This is a genomic window from Bacillus sp. AP8 (assembly GCF_000321185.1).
Taxonomy (GTDB): domain Bacteria; phylum Bacillota; class Bacilli; order Bacillales; family DSM-1321; genus Bacillus_AD; species Bacillus_AD massilioanorexius.
Window position 1 is genome coordinate 1 of sequence record NZ_CAPG01000086.1, and the last position, 19,319, is coordinate 19,319.

Sequence of the window (19,319 nt, forward strand, 5' to 3'; positions counted from 1 at the left end):
GAGAACATCTTATTACGTTTTATTTTTAAATTAGTACCGATGCTGTTGATCATTTTTTATGGTTATCTACAAATTCGTTCCATTCCATCAACCTATCAAAAATTAATTATTTTTGGTCTAATTTGTTGTACTTTAGGTGACGCTTTTATTATTTTTTCTTTTATCTTCGGACTCGTTGCATTTTTAATAGGTCACCTCTTTTATATTTCAGCATTCATTCGTAAATGGAAAATAAATTGGATAAAATCGCTTGCCCTCATTCCGATTGTTTTGTATGCCCTTTTCTTTGGCTATCAATTAGTGACCGCTCTTTCCCAATCCGAACGATCAGAACTCATAATACCTGTTATTTGTTATATCACTGTAATCTCAATTATGGGCCTAGCTGCAATGATGACTGGAGAAAAGACCGCTATTTTGGGAAGCGCTTTATTCATTATTTCTGATACCATTCTATCTTGGAATATGTTTATTTCTAATATTGCTTATTCAGGCCATTGGATTATGTTAACCTATTACAATGCTCAATTTTTAATAGCTCTCACTATTGCTGATAAAAGTACAAACACCTATATCAAACCGGCCAATTACCGACTTTAAGGAAAGTTTAGTATTGTACATTATCATGAATCCCGTTAGAGTGGGATTATTTACTCCCCCTTGTATAGAAGACAAAACACTATAATAGAAATAAATACAGAAAAGGAGCTTCTCGATCATGATACGATTCGGAATAATAGGTACAAATTGGATTACAGAACGGTTTCTAGAAGCAGCTTTTATGGTTGAAGACTTCAGTCTAGCTGCTGTGTATTCACGTTCTGAAGAAAAAGCAAAAGCATTTGCTTCGAATTATAACGTTGACTTAACTTTTACAAGTATTGAAGAAATGGTCCAAAGCGACCACATCGATGCTGTATATATAGCATCGCCTAATTCACTTCATGCTGAACAAGCTATATTATGTATGAAGAATGGTAAACACGTCTTATGTGAAAAGCCACTAGCATCTAATCAAAAAGAAGTAAAAGAAATGATTGAAGTTGCTAAAGAGAACCATGTTCTATTAATGGAAGCGATGAAGTCAACACTTATCCCTAGTTTTACGCATATAAAGGAACACTTACAAAAAATTGGACCTATACGTCGTTATTTCGCTACCTTTTGCCAATATTCATCTCGTTATGATCAATACAAGCAAGGTACCATTTTAAATGCATTTAATCCTAAATTCTCTAATGGCGCTTTAATAGACATCGGAATTTATTGCATTTATCCGCTAGTAGATCTCTTTGGTAAACCTAAAAGCGTTCAAGCAAATGGAACCATGCTAGAATCGGGAGTCGATGGACAAGGAAGTATCCTATTACAATACGATGATATGGAAGCTGTTGTCATGTATTCAAAAATTACGCATTCCGATTTCTCGAATGAAATCCAAGGTGAAGAAGGAAGTATCATCATAAATAAGATAAGCTCTCCTTCTAAAGTGGAGCTTATCTATCGTAACGGAAATAAAGAGGATCTTTCACAGTCTCAACATACAAATACTATGTTGTATGAAATTCAACATTTTATTGACTTACTTAAGAATCAACAATATGAATCATCCATTAATACATTTGAAAAATCCTTAGTTGTAACGGAAATAATGGACGAAGCTCGCAAGCAAATTGGAGTAATCTATCCAGCAGATTGATAAATAAAATCGGTTTCGGTTCTTGTTTATGTGAAATGAACTGCCTAATCATTTAACAACTATAACGAACAAAAGAGCTGGTTCAAAAAGGTGTCGTAAGACAATGTTTTTGAACCAGCTCTTTTCCATTTCAGATGTAGAACCGACCATTATTTAGTAATTAATTTATTGGCTAATTCTTTTTTTCTTTCATTAGAGAAATAACGAATTAGACCGTAAGGAATGAATAAAAGAGATCCATAAAATCCAAAGTATGTTGCATAAGCAATAACGTTTACAATTTCACCCGACGTCATCCTGCATCCACTTCCTTTTTTTTACTATTTTACCTTATTTTATGTCTAAAATGTGAATTTTGCAAGCGCTTTCAGTAATTTGTTACAAAAAAAGTAATTTTCTCCTATTTTTATAACATTTCAAGAAAAATTCACTTGATTTCCACCCAAACTACTAACGTATCTATTATCCTTCTTCCAAAAAGCTTTATTTATTCTGTAAGGTTTTTTCGAATACTTTGTTGTCTATGAACAAATAGTGAATATAAGTGAATGTTGCTCTAGTTTGCTTGCTTAAGAAAGTGGTGCTTAAGCTACCTTTTTATAATAGTTTTATTCATGAACTTATTTAAATTATAGATTACAGCTACTTCTTTTCTTACCGACATGTTGCATAAACAGACCCTTTAATTATTTTTTCAAAAAATGCTATACTTAATATAGAAAGATGTTGTAAAGGAGGTTCTATATGGATAATCGGTTATTGATTCTACTCGGCTTACTAATGGCTCAAAGACAGCACGGATACCAAATTAACGAATTTATTGAGACTAATTTAGGCATGATTACGGATATGAAAAAGCCAACAGCGTATGCCACATTAGAGAAGCTTAGTAAACAAGGCTATATCGAAGTTGAAATGGAACAAGAAGGTAACCGTCCTCCACGCAAAGTATATTCGATAAATGAAAGTGGTAAAAAATATTTCCATGAATTGCTTTTAAATAACCTATCATCCGCTGAAACTATTCATTACACGGGCGATATAGGCTTAATGTTCATGGATCATTTGCCTACAGAGGAAACAACGGCTGCTCTTAAGGAACGATTGGCTCAAAGTGAACAAATGCTAGAGTATTTAAAACAAACACCTAGTCACAGTGCCAGTAGGGGTGTCGATTTAGCCATAAAACATAAGATTAAAATGATGGAAGCCGAAATGTTGTTTATTGAAGAAACCATTAATGAATTAATAAATAAGTCATAAAAAAAGGCGTCTAAAAGATGATTGTATATCACTTTAGACGCTTATTTTTATTCTATAGATAACAATCATTTTTTATCAGATAATATCCTTTCGAATTTTCTCCTTTTAGACAATAGAATGGTTAATCTTGATAAATCATCTTTCTAGTCATACCACCATCGATTATAAGATTGGTCCCTGTTACAAAATCGTTCTCTGCTGCTGATAAGAACAGACATGCACGTGCAATATCTTCTGGCTTTCCTACTCTATTTGAAAAATGTTGTGAATGATCCAATTCCGTTAATTTTTGATAATCTCCAGTCTCAATCCACCCAGGCGAAATAGCATTTACCGAAATATGATGTTTACTCAAAGAAGCTGCTAATGCATGAGTTAATGAGACAATTCCTCCCTTTGAAGCAGCATACAATTCAGAATTTGGTTCTGACATCAGAGATCTAGTTGAAGCGATGTTAACAATCGATCCCCCTTCATTATGCTTCATCATATATTTTGCAGCTTCTTTAGATGCTAAAAACACACTACGTAAATTCGTATTCATTAAATCATCCCATTCTTCTATCTTAATCTCAAAGAGCGATTTAAAGACCATTCTACCAGCATTATTAATTAGTACATCTATTTTTCCATATGTTTCATAAGCTATATCCATTAAACTAATAATATCTTCTTCTACTCTTACATCCGTTTGACAAAATATCGCTTCACCTCCACTACTTTTTATATGCTGAACATTTTCTTCTCCTAGTGATTGATTCACATCTGCTAAAACAACCTTGTATCCTTTCTCTGCATATAAAAAAGCAATCGATCGTCCAATTCCGCTAGATGCCCCCGTTACAATCACAACCTTACTAGACTCGCTCAAAATACCATCCTTCCTTTCTTAATTTAATTGTATAAAAATTTATATGATGTATGGCTTTTAATCAAACGATTGATTAAAATTTTTTCCTCATTATTAAATCTTAAGCATTTCTTAAGAAAACTAATATATTATATCATTATGAAAATGAACTCTTTCTATATATGAAACCTAATAAAGTCAAACCGTATAATCTGAAAGAGATTCTATTTCACTTTACAATTTATAATCAAACCATCACGTTACAGTTTGGAGGTGTTCACTTTGGGATTGAACGATTAAAAATTGGAGAATTAGCCGATATATCAAATGTTTCAAAGCGAACAATCGACCATTATACAAATTTAGGATTGTTAAAAGCGGAACGTACTACTTCAAACTATAGATACTATACACACGAAGCTGTACATCGCATTAAAATGATTAAAGAATTAAAAAGCCAAAAATTGTCTTTAAGTGAAATTAAAGAAATCATGCAAGAACAAGAACAACAGGACTACGACATTGATGAATTACAGCGAAAGCTTCAAGGCTTAGAGAAAGATGTTACCGAAATCGTCGAGCTTATTCAAGCGAAAAAGTTAAACAAAGATGATGTCATAAAGAAGCAGTTATCTCATGAGAGCGTTGCTCTCATTCAATCACTGTTAATTTTATTAATGTAATTTTTTAGAGGAGGATTATGAATAATGACTTACCTTATATACTTTATTGTCATTATGCTTGTACCAATTGCGGTACAAATGTACTTAAAGAAAACCTATTCAAACTATATGAAAGTTCCAGCTTCTTCTGGATTGACAGGCTCTGAAGCTGCACGAAAAATTCTTGATGAAAATGGATTATATCATGTATCTGTAGAAGAAGTTCATGGTCACCTATCCGACCATTACGATCCTAGAGATAAAGTCGTTCGTCTTTCAAGCGATAATTATCATGGTACATCTATTGCATCTCTTTCAGTAGGTATCCATGAAGTAGGACATGCCATTCAAGATCAAGTAGATTATGCTCCGTTAAGACTTAGACATTCTTTAGTACCAGTGGCTAATATTGGCTCAAACATGTCTTTCTTTGTTATTCTAGCTGGTATTCTATTAAGCTCTGCAAATCTATTATTAATTGGTATTTTCTTAATGGCCGCAGCAGTTCTTTTCCAAGTTGTTACGTTACCAGTCGAATTTAACGCTTCATCACGTGCACTTCAGCAAATGGTAGGTTCTGGATTAATACGTAATGATGAAGAGGGTAGCGCTCGTAAAGTCTTAAATGCAGCGGCACTTACTTATGTAGCAGCAACGCTTGTAGCAATCGCTGAGCTTCTACGATTCGTTTTAATGTTTATTGGTATGAATAACGACGAAGATTAATTACATGAATCTCATTAAATAAATTAACCTTTTTATACATCACAGGAGGTGTAAGCCTTACACACGTAAGGCACAATTTGGACATATTAAACTTAGTCTTACTAGCAATTTTAATTGCTCTTACGGGGTTTTTCGTAGCTACTGAATTCGCTATGGTTAAAGTCCGTACAACGCGTATCAATCAATTAGTTGAAGAAGGAAAAGCGGGCTCAAAAGCCGCTCATCAAGTAGTTACCCATTTAGACGAATACTTATCTGCCTGTCAGTTAGGTATTACAGTTACCGCTCTTGGTCTAGGGTGGTTAGGAGAACCAACTGTTGAACGTCTCTTATTTCCTATTTTCGAACGCTTGAACGTTGATGCAACAATTAGTCATGTATTATCATTCATCATTGCCTTCGTAGCTGTTACGTTTTTACATGTTGTTGTTGGTGAATTAGCACCTAAAACAGTTGCTATTCAAAAAGCTGAAACAATTACATTATTATTTGCTAAACCACTCATTTGGTTCTACAAAATCATGTATCCTTTCATTTGGTTATTAAACGGATCCGCTCGACTATTAGTAGGTATTTTCGGACTAAAACCTACATCCGAACACGAAATGTCTCACTCTGAAGAAGAAGTGAGAATGATTTTATCTGAGAGCTATAAAAGCGGTGAAATTAACCAAACTGAGTTAACATATATGAACAATATTTTTGAATTTGACAATAGGATTGCTAAAGAAATTATGGTCCCACGTACTTCTATTACGACAGTTGCTATAGATGATACATTAGAACAAATTCTTACTTTAGTTGATACTGAGAAATACTCTCGTTATCCTGTCGTAGACGGAGATAAAGATAGCATTGTTGGGATTTTAAATATTAAGGATATTTTGAGTGCACAAAGAAAGTTTAAACCAACCGATCAACCTTTACCGCAAATCATGAAACCAATTATTAGTATAATTGAGACAGTTCCTATTAACGATTTGCTATTGAAGATGCAAAAAGAGCGTACGCAAATGGCAATACTATTCGACGAGTACGGTGGAACTTCCGGACTTGTTACTATTGAAGATATTCTTGAAGAAATTGTTGGAGAAATTCGTGATGAATTTGACGCAGATGAGGTGGCGGATATTCGCAAGATTACCGATTCACACTTCATTATAAGTAGCATGGTCCTTATTGAAGAAGTTAATGACTTACTAGGTATACACCTTTCTGAGGAAGAAGTCGATACAATCGGTGGATGGGTTTTAACTCAAAAATACGAAGTATCTGTTGGAGACATAATAGAATCAGAAGGATATAGATTTAAGATAATGGAAATGGATGGCTTACAAATTCTATTCCTTGAAGTTAAAAAAATATAAGTTTAGACCAGCTAAAAGACAGATTTCTAAACTTACCAAAAAGGGTGATGAAACCAAAGCTATACTTTGGTTCGTCACCCTTTTCTATATTTACGAAAGAAACATTCTATTATAGAACCATAAAAAGAATCACATTCAAAAGTGGTATCACCCTCTTATGACACAACCCTGTTTGCTCTATTTACTTCTAATTTAAACAACATAGTCTTGGTATTTTTCATAATCTGATCTTTTACACTCAACAGTTAAAAGAGTGCCATTGTATTCATAGCTGGTATTTTGAACATGTGCATATTTATTAAAATAAGATACAATCTGCCCTTCTTCGAATGGTATAAGCAATTCACATTCCACATAATCTTTGAAGATGTGTTTACGAATCAACTCCGTTAATTCTTGAATACCAACCTTTTTCTTAGCGGACAAATATACCGTATCTCCTTCAAATTTAGGATGCTCTATATTTGCTACATCTGCTTTATTAAATGCATAAATCGTCGGTATACCTTCTACGCCAATTTCTTTTAATGTTTCATTGGTCGTTTCAATAAACTGTGGATAATTCGGATTAGAACAGTCTACAACATGAATCAGTAAATCAGCATCCGCTGCTTCCTCCAATGTGGAACGAAAGGCTTTAACAAGATGGTGAGGTAGTTTTTTAACGAAACCAACTGTATCTGTCAGTAAAAAAGCTTTCTGATCTGGTTGTTGGATTTTGCGTATAGACGTTTCTAATGTTGCGAAAAGCATATTTTTTTCAAACACTTGTTTTTCGGAATTTTGATTGAATACTTCTAGCATACTGTTCATAATAGTTGATTTCCCTGCGTTAGTATAACCAACAAGCGACACAACTGGTATTTCATTCTTCTTGCGTTGCCGTCTTTGTACCTCTCGTTGTGCAACAAGAGTCGCTAAATCTTTGCTTAAAACCGTTATTTTCTCTTCAATTTTACGACGGTCTAATTCAAGCTTCGTTTCACCAGAGCCTTTATTACTTAAACCAGCTCCACCTCCTTGACGACCGAGTGATGCTCGTAGACCAACTAAACGAGGAAGCATGTATTGCAATTTAGCCACCTCAACTTGCAGTTGAGCTTCTTTCGTTTTAGCTCTACGCGCAAATATATCTAATATTAATATCGTGCGATCGATTACTTTACAATCTAAATCTTTTTCTAAGTTTCTAATTTGCGATGGAGATAGTTCATCATCAAAGATAACCGTATCTGCATCAAACATTTCCTTTAGATTAACGATCTCCTCAACTTTTCCAGTCCCAACATAATGAGAAGCATTAACTCGGTCTAACTTTTGAGTTATTTCTCCAACTACCTCTACATCACATGCAGCAGCAAGGTCGCCTAATTCTTCTAGTGAATATTTAAAATCAGCATCATTGTCTTTTTTGAGCTGTACCCCAACTAATATCGCTTTTTCACGTTTTTCCATCATATATGAATTCCTCCATTTTCTTTTAAAATAAACTCCTAATTGATAGGAGCATACGATTCTCTCCTATCTAATCCGTTAAACCATTAGGTTCATACTTGAGTAATTTTTCGTTATAAAACGCAAAAAACACAAGCTGGATGCCTGTGTTGAATAAACGTAATAGAAAGAAATCAACTCTCTCCCTAGAAAAATGGTCAACTATAAAAACACTCCTTATGATCCATAGAGCTTGTGATAAGCAGCACATGCTTAAAAATCCCCACAAGAGTATTCTTACTCTTACAAAATACTTTGCCGATGTGAGTCACACAGAAACAAAGCAAGTGTAATCATCTTCCTTCTTGTTCCACATATTAAGAAAAATTAGGCTTCCTTAAAAGAAGACAGACCAATACCGTTTACCCTGCACTAGGCAGAGCCTTTGAACACTATTCAGTTAGCGCCGTTCAAAGCTTGAAAACGTAGTCTGATAAACTTCATGTTAGGAAACCCTCCGTTCTTTTAAAGTTATTGTCATAATACCATGTCTATTATTATTATTCAACCAAATCCCGAAGCACGTTAAAGTTTTGTTTCTAGTATTAATTCCATAATTCCTTGTGGATTATACCCTAAAATCCATTGCCCATTTATTTCGGTTTGAGGCAGTCCCATTTGACCAGTTTTCCCCATTAAATATTGAATCATATTCGGTTGTCCATCTACATTAAATTCCTGATACTTTATATTCTGGCTGCTTAGATAATTTTTTAGCATCATACAATATTTGCATCGAGTAGATGTATAAATTCTAACATTATACATTTAATCCCCACTTTTCTCCGATGAGATGATTTCTTATATCCTATTCCACCCATTGCTCAGATGAGCTAGGCGTCTTACTCTCATCGCTAATTTTTATTTTTTCAAAAACGAGCACGTTGGATTATTTTACTAATTATCATTGAATCAACACTGAAAATTCTAATTTTTTTCACAACTTATTGATATGCTAAAAAAGGAATATAAGTGGGAGGGAATATAATGAAAAAGATTGGATTCATACTCATAAGTCTTTCATTAATGATGATTTTTTCGGGATGCGGTAAAGAGGAATCATCTAAATCAAATCAAAATGCAACAAATACAGAAAACAGCTCAAAAACAGAAAAACAACAAAATCAGTTAATAGCAACAGAGCCATCTGAAAATGAAATGTGTGCATTCTGCAACATGAAAGTTTACGGAAAAGAAGATGAAATGGGAGCTTTTACAGCTCAAGCTTTAACATCAGATGGTAAACACTTATTCTTCGACGATTCAGGTTGCTTATTAAACGGTCTGCGCCAAGCTGATGAAAAATACGAAAAGCTTTGGGTTCGAGATTACTCTACGAAAGAATGGATTGAGAAAGATTCTGCCATCGTTATCAAATCTGATGTAGCGACTCCAATGAAATATGGCTATTCATTCCATTCAACACAAGAACATGCTGATCAATTTATAAATGAGCACAAGAATCATCATCCAGAATTAAATACATGGGATCAAGTTGATCAAGTAGCGAATGAACGCTATCAAATGAAAATGAAAAAAATGAATCAACATAGCAACATGGAACATAATAATGAAAACGAGCATCACGAATAAGCAAAACGGACTAAAAAATTTTAACCTATTTAAATAAACACTAATATAAAGGGCGTCCAAAAAGTATAAAATCTTTTTAGACACCCTTCTTTTTGATTTATTTATGAGCTTCTTGAATTTGTTTTTCAAAAAAAACCTTTTCTAATGAAACGGATTTTCCATTTCGATTTATCAATTCATTCACTGTATCAAAGTGAATGAGCTTTCCTCCTTCGATAAAAGCTGCTTTATCTGCTATTTCTTCCACTAATGAAAGAATATGTGTCGTAAATAAAATTGCTCTTCCTTTTTCCTTTTCTTCTAGTAAAATCCTTTTAAATTGATACACCCAATATGGATCTAAGCCATTTGTCGGTTCATCTAAAATCATGATTGGAGTATCAGCTAATAGTGCTTGAGCAAAAGATAATCTTTGTTGCATTCCTTTTGAAAAATGCTTTATTAACCGATTTCGTTCATCATATAATCCAACTATTTCTAATGCCTCTATCGCTTTTTCCTTGGAAACACCTCTTAATCCAGCAAAAAAGTTAAGTACCTCCAGAGCACTTAATTGACGAGGAAACAACATATCGTCTGGCATATATGAAAATTGATTTCGATATTCTTTACTAGTCGGATGAATAATTTGTCCATCCATAAAAATCTCACCGCTAGTCGGCTTGATGATGCCCGTTAACATTTTAATGAGTGTACTTTTCCCGGCACCATTTCCTCCACACAGCGCAACTATTTCTCCTTGATTAATGGAAAAACTTATATCTTCAACCTTACTACTTGGATTATATATTTTCGAAAGCTTTTTCATTTCTAGACATTTACTCATTGCCTATTCTCCTTTTTGTAACAAAAATACTAGCTAGTAAAGGAACAACTAACCATACGACAGCTGTGAGTATAAAAAGCATCTGTCCAATAAAACCATTCGCCCAAATTGTTAAGTCATATAAGCTAGGGCCAAAAACAGCCAGTCCATCTAATGACAATATCGACCAAACGCGAATGAGTTCCACCGGATTCAAAAAAATAGAAATAGATAGCATCGGTAAAACCATCTGTTTCGATAAGGCTAAGCTAATACCCATAATTAAAAACTCATAAAATAAAACTAAGAAAGCCCAAACAATTAAGCTCGTACCAAGTGATTGAAAACGCGTTTTAGACAAAAGTCCAATTAACATCGACAATGCTAAGAAGATTGCCGCTAAAATTAACGAAAACACATAAAATTTCAATATGACAGTCAATGAAACATCTACTGCTGCTAAATACATCATTAATAAAGAAGCACCGTATCCAAACGTAACAACAGACCAAAGCGAAGCAAACAAACCGATGTATTTTCCAAAAATCACAGCCTTCACACTGACTGGGTAGGTTAGCATTAACATTAAACCCCGATCCTCTTTTTCACCTGCTAAAAAAAGACCACCTACTAATAAAGATATTAATGGAATTAGCAATAAATTTAAGTTTAATAAGCTTGCTGTCATTCTATTAAAACCCAAATAACCCGATTGACCCGAATGACCAAAATAGCTAATAAATATCGCTAAACAAGCAAATAAGATACCAAAGCTAATGAGCCATTTACTTCTTAATATTAAAGTGAATTGTTGTCTGGCAATTGTACCAATCATTGCTCCCAACCCCACTTATGCTGCTCTAGTTTTTTATAATCCAATACTTCTCCTTTATTCTCTCGTTTAATATAATCATTTGCCGCTTCTTTTTTTTCAAAAGAAAGAACACCATAAGACATAGGAGTTGGAAAGGATGAGTCATAGGCGAAGTATGCTTTTTCTACTTCTATCCATTTCCCACTTTCCATATCACGTACATATTGCTTAGCAATATCCTTTTCTGCAATCCCTTTATCTTTATGAACAAATTCAAACATACAGCCTATATCATCAAATTTGTATACATCACCATCTTTTGAAAAAAGCTCCGTCACATCATTTTCCTCCACTAAGCTCATGTTGCATAAATCACAAACATCTACCTCTGGGTTAATCGCTACGGGCTTATATGAAGGCTCTTTTCCACACGCAGATAGCATAAAAAAAGTTCCTAATATCATAAAGCTACTAACTAATTTTCTCATTAAATATTCCTCCCTAACCAAATCACCATAATAGAAAACCATAGAAATGGAAGTGCCAATAATAACGCCCCAATATTTCTGCTTCCTTCATTTTCCTTGTTTTCTTGACTCAATTTCACAGGCTCAACTAATGGGTGCTCATCATACACATCCGCTACTCCAATGGAAGGAAATAACGTTTCCGCTTTACTCCATAGTTTCATAGATGGACTTTCAAAGAAAAATTGCCAGTATGGTTCCCGATTGAGTAATTGATCATATAACGATCCAGCCTTATAGGTTACTTCCCCAATTCCATCTCCTGTAACATCAAAGCTCGAATAGTCATCCCAATAATTCCCTCTTACTCCATTATCTAATTGCATATTGTTATTAGATATTTTGGATTGAACTACGTTTCCAATGAAATTATTTTCAAAAAATACATTATGAGAATTCTTACCGATAAACTCTAACCCTACTTGATTTCCTGCAATTACATTCTGATTGATTTGAACATCAACAGTCTTCTCCAATGATAATCCTGTACTATTTTGGCTTATATTATTACGATTCAAGAAAATATTTTGACTATCATAAACAAGGACACCGAATCCTCTAACATGAAAATGGTTAATGACCTGGTTGTCGAAAAATTTAATATTAGATGAGTCCATAATCATCAATCCGGTTATATTAGATTTCAAAGTATTCTTCTCGATAACCAATTCCTTACTAAACATAAAATGAAATCCATACCTTGAACTAGAAACTTGATTTCCTTTTAGCGTAATTCCTTTTGTATTATCTAAATACACACCATCTTGAACAGCCATCACTGTATTGTTTTCTACTAAATGATTTTTACCTTTGAAAAGGTGAATACCACTGCCTCTTGTGGAAAAATGACCTGCATAACTATGAATGGTGTTACCTCGAACGATATGATCAGAACCTTGGTTTATATAAATTCCGTACATTGTATTACTTATTATATTATTTTCAAACTTATTATTTTTCCCGCTATTAACATATATCCCACTGTCCAGTTTACCTGTTCCACCATTACGAATTTCAATGCCTCTAATTTCAACCTGATTTCCTTCAACAGTAATGACATTCCCTTTTCGACCACCATCAATGATGGCGCCCTCTTCACCTTCTAACGTAATTGCCTTTTGTATCGTAATAGCTCCCTCATATACCCCTTTTGTTAATTTAATGACATCTCCTTCTTTTGCGGTATCAATTGCCTTTTGTAAAGACTGACTAGGGCTCATGTTTATTTCAGCTGCTTTTACTGGATTGCATAGCAAAAGAAGCCCTGCCGTTATACCGATTAATAGCAGTACTTTCATACTCTGGATTTCTTTCATCGCGCATCACCCTTACTAATAGTGACCCTAATTTTACCAAATAATTGTGTGATAATTTTGAAAAATAAATGTTTATTAATTGAAGAATAGCTATTTTTAATGAAAAGGTTTGAAAACGGGGTATAACTAATATAGGAAATATAGCGGTTATCGATTTACAAGGTCTATAATGAATCAGAATTCATATTACTACTATTTATAATAGAGAGGAATTCTTTTATGTTGCTCACACTTGTACTTCTCATCATTTATCTTTTGCTAACTTTACTTGCATGTAAACTATTCATCTCATCTCGCAGATTACTAATATATAAAAACAGACCCTCTAGATTCTCCATGATTGCAGGGCTATTATTAATCGGAAATTGGATTCTTTATATTATAAGTGTTCTTAAGGAATTACCAATTAAAATGACTGATGGATTCTTCTTACCATTGTGGATTTGCTTAACGATTATTGGCTATATCATTTCTTATATGGAATATCGTAACAACCGAAATTTCTCTATAATAATTGGTTATATTTCATCTATCAGTTCTTTATATGTATTTTTTCAATTTTTATCATCTAAAATATAAATTTCTCAAGCAACTTTATTCCATAAATATACTTTCTTTAAGACTTTGTTAGAATTCGTTATTGATAATGGCTCCAATCCGTTCACTTTCTGCTAGCGAGTGTCAAGCCTTCTCATTCGTTCCTCACTGTAGGGCCTTGTCATTCTCGCTTATTCTGCAGGATTCTCAAGGATTTCCGCTTATTTATTTCTTGATACAAATCAATAGTAACGTAAAACAGAGCCTTCAGCGCAATCTAGCATTATATGGATAAATAGGCTCGTTCTGAAGCAACAAAATAAAAGCAAACCAAGAGACGTTTCAAAAGCGATTGGATTAATAAACACATTTGAAACGACCTTTGATCGTTAGTATCTTGAACTTAGTTTATTGCTTAACTCTAGTCTTATCCCCTCATATAAGCATTCCTTTAGCCAGTTTAAATACTAGAAGTAGAGGAGACCGTTTTCACTTTTCTTATTTATGAATACGAAGAAAAACTACTTTTAAATAATTGCCTTCAGGAAAAGCTTTGATTGTTCTAAAATCCGATGGTAAATGGTACTCTTCTAAAATAGAAAATGTTGATTTCGTTTCTTTACATGCTATTTCAATAAATTGCTTAAATCTTCTCATATCAAATGCACTACTGTTTGTTGATGCTACAATGACACCGCCATTTTTTATTAGCATGATGGTTTCCTTTAATAACTCCGTGTAATCCTTAGCAGCACTAAAAGTACGTCTTTTTGTTTTAGCAAAGCTCGGCGGATCCAAAACGATTAAATCAAAAGCTTTCTCTTTTCGAGCTGCATACTTAAAGTATTGAAATACGTCATCCACAACAATTTGCTGTTGATCAACATTTATGTCATTAATAGAAAATTGCTCAATCGTTTTGGCTCTACTTCGGTTAGCCACATCAACACTAGTTGTTACCTTTGCCCCTCCAAGAGCTGAATTCACCGAAAAAGCTCCTGTATAAGAAAACATATTTAACATCTCAGCACCATTAGAATAGAGCTCACGAATCGATTTTCGAACTTCTCTTTGATCTAGAAAAATCCCTGTCATCGCACCATCATTTAAGTATGTAGCAAGTTTAACGCCATTCTCTTTTATGATTAGCGGCAAGGGTGCTTGCTGGCCCATTACAAAATCATCATCTTCTACATACTGACCTTTGTCATCGAATCGTTTCTTTTGATAAATCCCTTTATATTCACCGATTTGCTGAAGAGCAGACAATATCTTCTCACGGAAGGAATAAATCCCTTTACTATACCATTGAATTAAGTAATAACCATCATAGTAATCAATTGTAATTCCTCCTACTCCATCCCCTTCTCCGTTAAAAATTCTAAAAGCTGTTGTCTCAGGATCAAGAAATAATGCTCTCCTATGAGAAAATGCTTCTTTGAATTTTTTAACAAAGAAAGCTACATTAATCTGCTCATCCTCTTTTCGACTCAAGACCCAACCAATCCCCTTATTTTGTTGGCCATGATAGCCAATACCAATAAAATGATTATGTTCATCGGTAATTCGCAATAACTCTCCTTCATTTTTCAAAAGTTTACTATTTTCAATTGCTTCCTTAGATATTAAAGGATAGCCCTTATTCATTTTATCTGCATGCTTTTTTTTCACTTTTATATGCAATGGTTGTATCATATATCCTCCATTATACGTGTCATAATTAACATTACTTATTATGGCACACTTAAGTAGAGAAACGTTAATGATATCAAAAAAATGAAAAAATTTCTCAATTCAACAGCATAAATAAGGGAGTCTTAAAAGTAATCTTTAATCGCTTTTAAAACTCCCTTACGTTTTATATTGCATATTCTTTTTAATTAGTACATTAAGTGTTTGAATAAATACTTATCCGTTTAGTCATACCTGTTTGGCTGCCTTTCCTTTGAGGATAGGTTCACTTTGTATAAATAAAAAAGAAAACCTTTTACTAAAATGGCATGTAATATAGAATAACTTCTATTCCAATTATTATTCCTTCATATTACTGCTTGCTAATTGCGATAAGTGTTGGGCATTCTTGCTTACTTCTTGAATCGTTGCTGCAATTTGTTGAATAGCAGCCGCTTGATTATCTGTGTATTCATTAATTCCTGTAAATGCCTCATTTAAATTCCGAATCGCTTTTTGTATATTTTTTGTTAATTCATCAATTTGAGTAACATTTTCTTTTGAATTTGTCGCTAATTTACGGATTTCATCAGCAACTACAGAAAATCCCCGACCTGCTTCACCTGCTCGTGCTGCTTCTATTGCCGCATTTAAACCTAATAGGTTGCTTTGATCAGAAACTCCTTTTACTACTGTAGAAATTTGTCCAATCTGATCTGCTCCTGAACTTACTTCTTTCATATGAGAAGATACGTCCGATACACGATCCGAAAGGTTTGTAACAGAATGATTTATCTCTTCAATAGAGGCTGCTGTTTCTTCTACAATAGTCGATAAACTTTCTGCCACCTCATGTAATACATTGGCCTTTTCTAGACTTGTTCCTAATCCTACTCCGCCAACAACTTGTCCATGTGAATCATGTAAAGGAATCGCCTTTGCAAGAAGTGGAAAGCCAAATAGTTCTTTAGGAACAATCGCTTCCTTTTCGATGTTTTCTCTTATTGCTGCTGTAATGATATCTCCTTCCATTAATGGATCTCCCGGTTTCACGTTTAAGGAAAATGTATCACCAGGAAAATTGATAATCAGCTTTTCTGTATCATATATACCAATCGTCACATCGTCATGAATTAACTTTTTTAATAAAGGGGCAATCTTAATAAAGGCGTCTATTATAGAGTCATTTTTTTCAACAATGTCGCTCATCATGTATTCATGTTCCTCTCTTCGTTTAATAAGGGAAAGTTCTTTGACCGAAGTTTACAGAAATCCATTTTAATGTAGTAAATTCCTCTAAACTCCATTCTCCATTTAACCGTCCTAATCCAGATTGATTTTCTCCCCCAAATGCCACAATTGGTTCATCATTAATGGTAATGTCATTTACATGAATCATACCTGTATGTATTTTCTTAGCAATTGCCACTCCACGTTCAAGATTTGCTGTATGTATAGCACCACTTAAACCAAATCTCGTATCATTTGCAATTGAAATAGCTTCTTCTTCTGTTTCAAAAGGAATAATGCATACTACAGGTCCAAACAGCTCTTCTTGCGCTAAAGACATATCCGGTTTTACATCTATTAAAATCGTAGGCTCTACCATATTTCCAGTTATGTTTCCCTTTAATATAGCAGTAGCTCCTTGGCTAATACCTTGTTCAATAGTTTCTTTTAAATGATTTGCTGCTCTTTCATTCATCACGGGTCCTATTACAGTTTCAGGGTTTCTAGGATCTCCAACCTTTAATGAAGATACCTTATTTTTAAATGCTGTAACAAATTCATCTAATATTGAACGTTGCACTAGAATACGATTAGCTGACATACAAATTTGCCCTTGATGAGTAAATCGACTAAAGGTAGCAGCTTGAACAGCATAATCTAGGTCAGCATCCTCCATGATAATGAAAGCACTATTACCACCTAATTCTAATAATGGTTTCTTAAAGTTCTTAATCGCTACTTGGCCAATATGACTTCCAACCTTAGTAGATCCAGTAAATGATATTACTCTTGGAATTGGATGCTCTACAAATGCATCTCCAATATCTTTTACATCTGTTACAACAACATTTAACAAGCCTTTTGGAATACCCGCTTTTTCAAAAATTTTCGCAATCAATGTCCCACCTGTTATTGGTGTTTCTTCATGAGGTTTTAAAACAACTCCATTCCCCGCTCCTAAAGCAGGCGCAACAGATTTTACCGATAAGAAAAATGGAAAGTTAAAAGGACTTATAACTCCAACCACTCCAACAGGTATACGATATAGACGGTTTTCCTTCCCGTCTTCTGTTGAAGGTAAGATTTTACCCTCCATTTTAAGTGGAAAAGAAGCAGCCTCTTTTATCATATTTTTAACTAAGCCAATTTCAAAGCCAGCTTTCAGTCGAGTTCCACCAAGCTCATCCATGATAGTAGATGCAATAACTTCTTCATTATCTTCAATAATCTTTACGGCCTTTTCTAAAATATCGCGTTTTTTATAAGGATTAACCTGTTCCCATTCTGCTTGCACTCTTAATGCGGATTGATACGCTTCATCAATATCTGTTTTATCTCCCTTTTTAAACGTTGCTATAAGTTCATTATTAAACGGATTTAAGTCATTAAGACTTTCACCCTTACCATCTCTCCATACCCCACCAATATATTGTTGATTCAAAGATTGTATTTCTAACATAATAATCCTCCTTTGTTATATTTTTGAATTCAATATCACTTATACTATCGACAAACCATTCCCATTTTTAATAGCGTTTCTTGTCCCATTTCGATTAAATTCCTGATTTCATAAAATACAAAAAGAGTATCGAACATAAAACACCTGTTGTTCGATACTCTTTTCTTTTATAGCTGTTCATTTGATATAACTTACAATCTATTATTCATCCTACTTGCATGATTTTCTGCCATTTGCGATAAATTTTGTGCATGATTGTTAATTTCTTGAACAATTGCGGATATTTCTTGAATAGCCGCCACTTGATAATCAGCAAATTCATTTATGCCTGTAAAAGCGGCGTTTAAATTATCAATGGCTCCTTGAATTCCCTTGGTTATGTCATCTATTTGCGCTACATTTTCTTTTGAATTAGTCGCAAGCTTTCTAATCTCATCTGCTACAACTGCAAAGCCTCTTCCCGCATCTCCAGCTCGCGCTGCTTCAATAGCAGCATTCAAGCCTAATAAATTACTTTGATCAGATACTCCTTTTACTACCTTGGAGATTTGACCAATCTGATCCGCACCAGTGCTTACGTTCTTGATATGGCTAGAAACATCTATTATTCTACCTGCTAGACTTGTTGCTGATTTTGTAATTTCTTCAAATGAAGAAGCTGTTTCATCAACAATCGAAAAAAGATTTTCAGCAACCTCATGCAGTTGGTTCGCTTTTTCAATGCTTGTAGCTAAACCTACTCCTCCTATTACTTTTCCTTGTTTGTCATGTAAAGGAATTACTTTAGATGCAAAAGGAACCCCAAATATCTCTTTAGGAACAGTGGCTGCCATCTCTCTATTTTCTCGAATAGCAGTTGCTAAAATATCTCCATCAACAAGCGGCTCTCCTGCCACTAAATTTAAATTAAACGTTTTAGCCGGAATATAAATCAGTAATTTCTCTGTATCATATACGCTGATTGACATATCCTCTTGCATAAGTCTATGTAGACTCGGCGCTATTTTAACATATGCTTCTAATTGACTAACCTCTCTGTCAACATGATTTATCAGTGATTCCATTATAAAGTATTGTCCCCTCTCTTTTTCCATTACTTTTTTCCGGGCTGTTTGTTCACAAAAACGGCACTTTATTCCTACATTTTATACTATGGCTCTGTTCGTAGAGATTGCTGCTTTTTTAATTCCTTTTCTTATGCAACTACCATGAAAATTACTGATATAGATTTTATGGTGCTGCGCTTATTTTGCGCTGCATGGGTGACTAACGGGGGAGTTAGTGGAACAAAGGAGACAGCAAAAAA

20 protein-coding genes are annotated in these 19,319 nt (G+C 34.0%); 8 read left to right on the plus strand and 12 right to left on the minus strand.

Going from position 1 to position 19,319, the window contains the following annotated elements; translation table 11 throughout:
- Both BN349_RS20500 and BN349_RS20505 read left to right on the plus strand, forming a co-directional pair.
- A partial coding sequence (locus tag BN349_RS20500) for a lysoplasmalogenase (protein WP_019244183.1) occupies positions 1-600 on the plus strand: 600 nt, incomplete at its 5' end.
- A gap of 118 nt (positions 601-718) precedes the next feature.
- Entirely contained in the window at positions 719-1,699 is a 981-nt protein-coding gene (locus BN349_RS20505) for a Gfo/Idh/MocA family protein (protein ID WP_019244184.1), read from the plus strand.
- 149 nt (positions 1,700-1,848) lie between these two features.
- Here BN349_RS20505 and BN349_RS26005 read toward each other — a convergent pair whose 3' ends face one another.
- Positions 1,849-1,995 (minus strand): hypothetical protein, encoded by a 147-nt coding sequence (locus BN349_RS26005; protein WP_019244185.1) that lies wholly within the window; start codon positions 1,993-1,995, stop codon positions 1,849-1,851.
- A 448-nt stretch (positions 1,996-2,443) separates the two neighbouring features.
- On the opposite strand from BN349_RS26005, the gene BN349_RS20515 reads away from it, so the two are divergent.
- Positions 2,444-2,962, plus strand: coding sequence for a PadR family transcriptional regulator (locus BN349_RS20515; RefSeq protein ID WP_019244186.1), 519 nt, complete (start codon positions 2,444-2,446; stop codon positions 2,960-2,962).
- A 121-nt stretch (positions 2,963-3,083) separates the two neighbouring features.
- Here the strand turns inward: BN349_RS20515 and BN349_RS20520 are convergent, their stop codons facing one another.
- The gene (locus BN349_RS20520) at positions 3,084-3,833 is read right to left on the minus strand and encodes a glucose 1-dehydrogenase (RefSeq protein WP_019244187.1); all 750 of its coding nucleotides are present in this window, start codon (positions 3,831-3,833) and stop codon (positions 3,084-3,086) included.
- A gap of 161 nt (positions 3,834-3,994) precedes the next feature.
- On the opposite strand from BN349_RS20520, the gene BN349_RS20525 reads away from it, so the two are divergent.
- The 3 genes from BN349_RS20525 (at position 3,995) to BN349_RS20535 (ending at position 6,567) form a co-directional block, all read left to right on the plus strand.
- A complete protein-coding gene (locus BN349_RS20525) occupies positions 3,995-4,495 on the plus strand; it encodes a MerR family transcriptional regulator (protein ID WP_019244188.1) in 501 nt (166 codons plus the stop codon).
- Positions 4,496-4,519: 24 nt separating this feature from the next.
- Positions 4,520-5,200 (plus strand): zinc metallopeptidase, encoded by a 681-nt coding sequence (locus BN349_RS20530; RefSeq protein WP_019244189.1) that lies wholly within the window; start codon positions 4,520-4,522, stop codon positions 5,198-5,200.
- A gap of 77 nt (positions 5,201-5,277) precedes the next feature.
- Positions 5,278-6,567 carry a hemolysin family protein gene (locus tag BN349_RS20535; protein ID WP_019244190.1) on the plus strand — a complete coding sequence of 430 codons (1,290 nt, stop codon included), beginning with the start codon at positions 5,278-5,280 and terminating at the stop codon, positions 6,565-6,567.
- A 192-nt stretch (positions 6,568-6,759) separates the two neighbouring features.
- Here the strand turns inward: BN349_RS20535 and hflX are convergent, their stop codons facing one another.
- Both hflX and BN349_RS20545 read right to left on the minus strand, forming a co-directional pair.
- A complete protein-coding gene (hflX, locus tag BN349_RS20540) occupies positions 6,760-8,025 on the minus strand; it encodes a GTPase HflX (RefSeq protein WP_019244191.1) in 1,266 nt (421 codons plus the stop codon).
- A 561-nt stretch (positions 8,026-8,586) separates the two neighbouring features.
- Positions 8,587-8,829 (minus strand): glutaredoxin family protein, encoded by a 243-nt coding sequence (locus tag BN349_RS20545; protein WP_019244192.1) that lies wholly within the window; start codon positions 8,827-8,829, stop codon positions 8,587-8,589.
- A gap of 219 nt (positions 8,830-9,048) precedes the next feature.
- Here BN349_RS20545 and BN349_RS24450 point away from each other — a divergent pair, with 219 nt between their 5' ends.
- Positions 9,049-9,654, plus strand: coding sequence for a nitrous oxide reductase accessory protein NosL (locus tag BN349_RS24450; protein WP_019244193.1), 606 nt, complete (start codon positions 9,049-9,051; stop codon positions 9,652-9,654).
- Positions 9,655-9,751: 97 nt separating this feature from the next.
- Here BN349_RS24450 and BN349_RS20555 read toward each other — a convergent pair whose 3' ends face one another.
- Genes BN349_RS20555 through nosD form a run of 4 tightly spaced genes read right to left on the minus strand, consistent with a single transcriptional unit; the run spans position 9,752 to position 13,116 of the window.
- Positions 9,752-10,480 (minus strand): ABC transporter ATP-binding protein, encoded by a 729-nt coding sequence (locus BN349_RS20555; RefSeq protein ID WP_019244194.1) that lies wholly within the window; start codon positions 10,478-10,480, stop codon positions 9,752-9,754.
- Positions 10,473-11,294, minus strand: a complete 822-nt coding sequence (locus BN349_RS20560) for an ABC transporter permease (RefSeq protein ID WP_019244195.1) — start codon at positions 11,292-11,294, stop codon at positions 10,473-10,475. The genes BN349_RS20555 and BN349_RS20560 overlap by 8 nt, the downstream gene beginning before the upstream one ends.
- Positions 11,291-11,761 carry a nitrous oxide reductase accessory protein NosL gene (locus BN349_RS20565; RefSeq protein ID WP_019244196.1) on the minus strand — a complete coding sequence of 157 codons (471 nt, stop codon included), beginning with the start codon at positions 11,759-11,761 and terminating at the stop codon, positions 11,291-11,293. The genes BN349_RS20560 and BN349_RS20565 overlap by 4 nt, the downstream gene beginning before the upstream one ends.
- The gene (nosD, locus tag BN349_RS20570) at positions 11,761-13,116 is read right to left on the minus strand and encodes a nitrous oxide reductase family maturation protein NosD (RefSeq protein ID WP_019244197.1); all 1,356 of its coding nucleotides are present in this window, start codon (positions 13,114-13,116) and stop codon (positions 11,761-11,763) included. The genes BN349_RS20565 and nosD overlap by 1 nt, the downstream gene beginning before the upstream one ends.
- 219 nt (positions 13,117-13,335) lie before the next feature.
- Between nosD and BN349_RS26010 the strand changes: the two genes are divergently transcribed.
- Entirely contained in the window at positions 13,336-13,695 is a 360-nt protein-coding gene (locus BN349_RS26010) for a hypothetical protein (RefSeq protein WP_157381035.1), read from the plus strand.
- 456 nt (positions 13,696-14,151) lie between these two features.
- On the opposite strand, the gene BN349_RS20575 is transcribed toward BN349_RS26010, so the two are convergent.
- The 4 genes from BN349_RS20575 to BN349_RS20590 form a co-directional block, all read right to left on the minus strand.
- Entirely contained in the window at positions 14,152-15,348 is a 1,197-nt protein-coding gene (locus tag BN349_RS20575; protein ID WP_019244198.1) for a class I SAM-dependent rRNA methyltransferase, read from the minus strand.
- 336 nt (positions 15,349-15,684) lie between these two features.
- Positions 15,685-16,536 carry a methyl-accepting chemotaxis protein gene (locus tag BN349_RS20580; RefSeq protein ID WP_019244199.1) on the minus strand — a complete coding sequence of 284 codons (852 nt, stop codon included), beginning with the start codon at positions 16,534-16,536 and terminating at the stop codon, positions 15,685-15,687.
- A 22-nt stretch (positions 16,537-16,558) separates the two neighbouring features.
- The gene (locus tag BN349_RS20585) at positions 16,559-18,013 is read right to left on the minus strand and encodes an aldehyde dehydrogenase family protein (protein WP_019244200.1); all 1,455 of its coding nucleotides are present in this window, start codon (positions 18,011-18,013) and stop codon (positions 16,559-16,561) included.
- Between the two features lie 191 nt (positions 18,014-18,204).
- On the minus strand, positions 18,205-19,107 hold the full coding sequence (locus BN349_RS20590) for a methyl-accepting chemotaxis protein (protein WP_425457670.1): 903 nt from the start codon (positions 19,105-19,107) through the stop codon (positions 18,205-18,207).
- Between the last annotated feature and the right edge of the window lie 212 nt (positions 19,108-19,319).

Excerpts from the sequence above, each read along its gene's own strand:
- BN349_RS20505 (WP_019244184.1), top strand. The coding sequence starts at position 719 with ATGATACGATTCGGAATAATAGGTACAAATTGGATTACAGAACGGTTT.
- BN349_RS26005 (WP_019244185.1), bottom strand. The coding sequence starts at position 1,995 with ATGACGTCGGGTGAAATTGTAAACGTTATTGCTTATGCAACATACTTT.
- BN349_RS20515 (WP_019244186.1), top strand. The coding sequence starts at position 2,444 with ATGGATAATCGGTTATTGATTCTACTCGGCTTACTAATGGCTCAAAGA.
- BN349_RS20525 (WP_019244188.1), top strand. The coding sequence starts at position 3,995 with ATGAAACCTAATAAAGTCAAACCGTATAATCTGAAAGAGATTCTATTT.
- BN349_RS20530 (WP_019244189.1), top strand. The coding sequence starts at position 4,520 with ATGACTTACCTTATATACTTTATTGTCATTATGCTTGTACCAATTGCG.
- hflX (WP_019244191.1), bottom strand. The coding sequence starts at position 8,025 with ATGATGGAAAAACGTGAAAAAGCGATATTAGTTGGGGTACAGCTCAAA.
- BN349_RS20545 (WP_019244192.1), bottom strand. The coding sequence starts at position 8,829 with ATGTATAATGTTAGAATTTATACATCTACTCGATGCAAATATTGTATG.
- BN349_RS24450 (WP_019244193.1), top strand. The coding sequence starts at position 9,049 with ATGAAAAAGATTGGATTCATACTCATAAGTCTTTCATTAATGATGATT.
- BN349_RS20555 (WP_019244194.1), bottom strand. The coding sequence starts at position 10,480 with ATGAGTAAATGTCTAGAAATGAAAAAGCTTTCGAAAATATATAATCCA.
- BN349_RS20560 (WP_019244195.1), bottom strand. The coding sequence starts at position 11,294 with ATGATTGGTACAATTGCCAGACAACAATTCACTTTAATATTAAGAAGT.
- BN349_RS20565 (WP_019244196.1), bottom strand. The coding sequence starts at position 11,761 with ATGAGAAAATTAGTTAGTAGCTTTATGATATTAGGAACTTTTTTTATG.
- nosD (WP_019244197.1), bottom strand. The coding sequence starts at position 13,116 with ATGAAAGAAATCCAGAGTATGAAAGTACTGCTATTAATCGGTATAACG.
- BN349_RS26010 (WP_157381035.1), top strand. The coding sequence starts at position 13,336 with ATGTTGCTCACACTTGTACTTCTCATCATTTATCTTTTGCTAACTTTA.
- BN349_RS20575 (WP_019244198.1), bottom strand. The coding sequence starts at position 15,348 with ATGATACAACCATTGCATATAAAAGTGAAAAAAAAGCATGCAGATAAA.
- BN349_RS20580 (WP_019244199.1), bottom strand. The coding sequence starts at position 16,536 with ATGATGAGCGACATTGTTGAAAAAAATGACTCTATAATAGACGCCTTT.
- BN349_RS20585 (WP_019244200.1), bottom strand. The coding sequence starts at position 18,013 with ATGTTAGAAATACAATCTTTGAATCAACAATATATTGGTGGGGTATGG.
- BN349_RS20590 (WP_425457670.1), bottom strand. The coding sequence starts at position 19,107 with ATGGAAAAAGAGAGGGGACAATACTTTATAATGGAATCACTGATAAAT.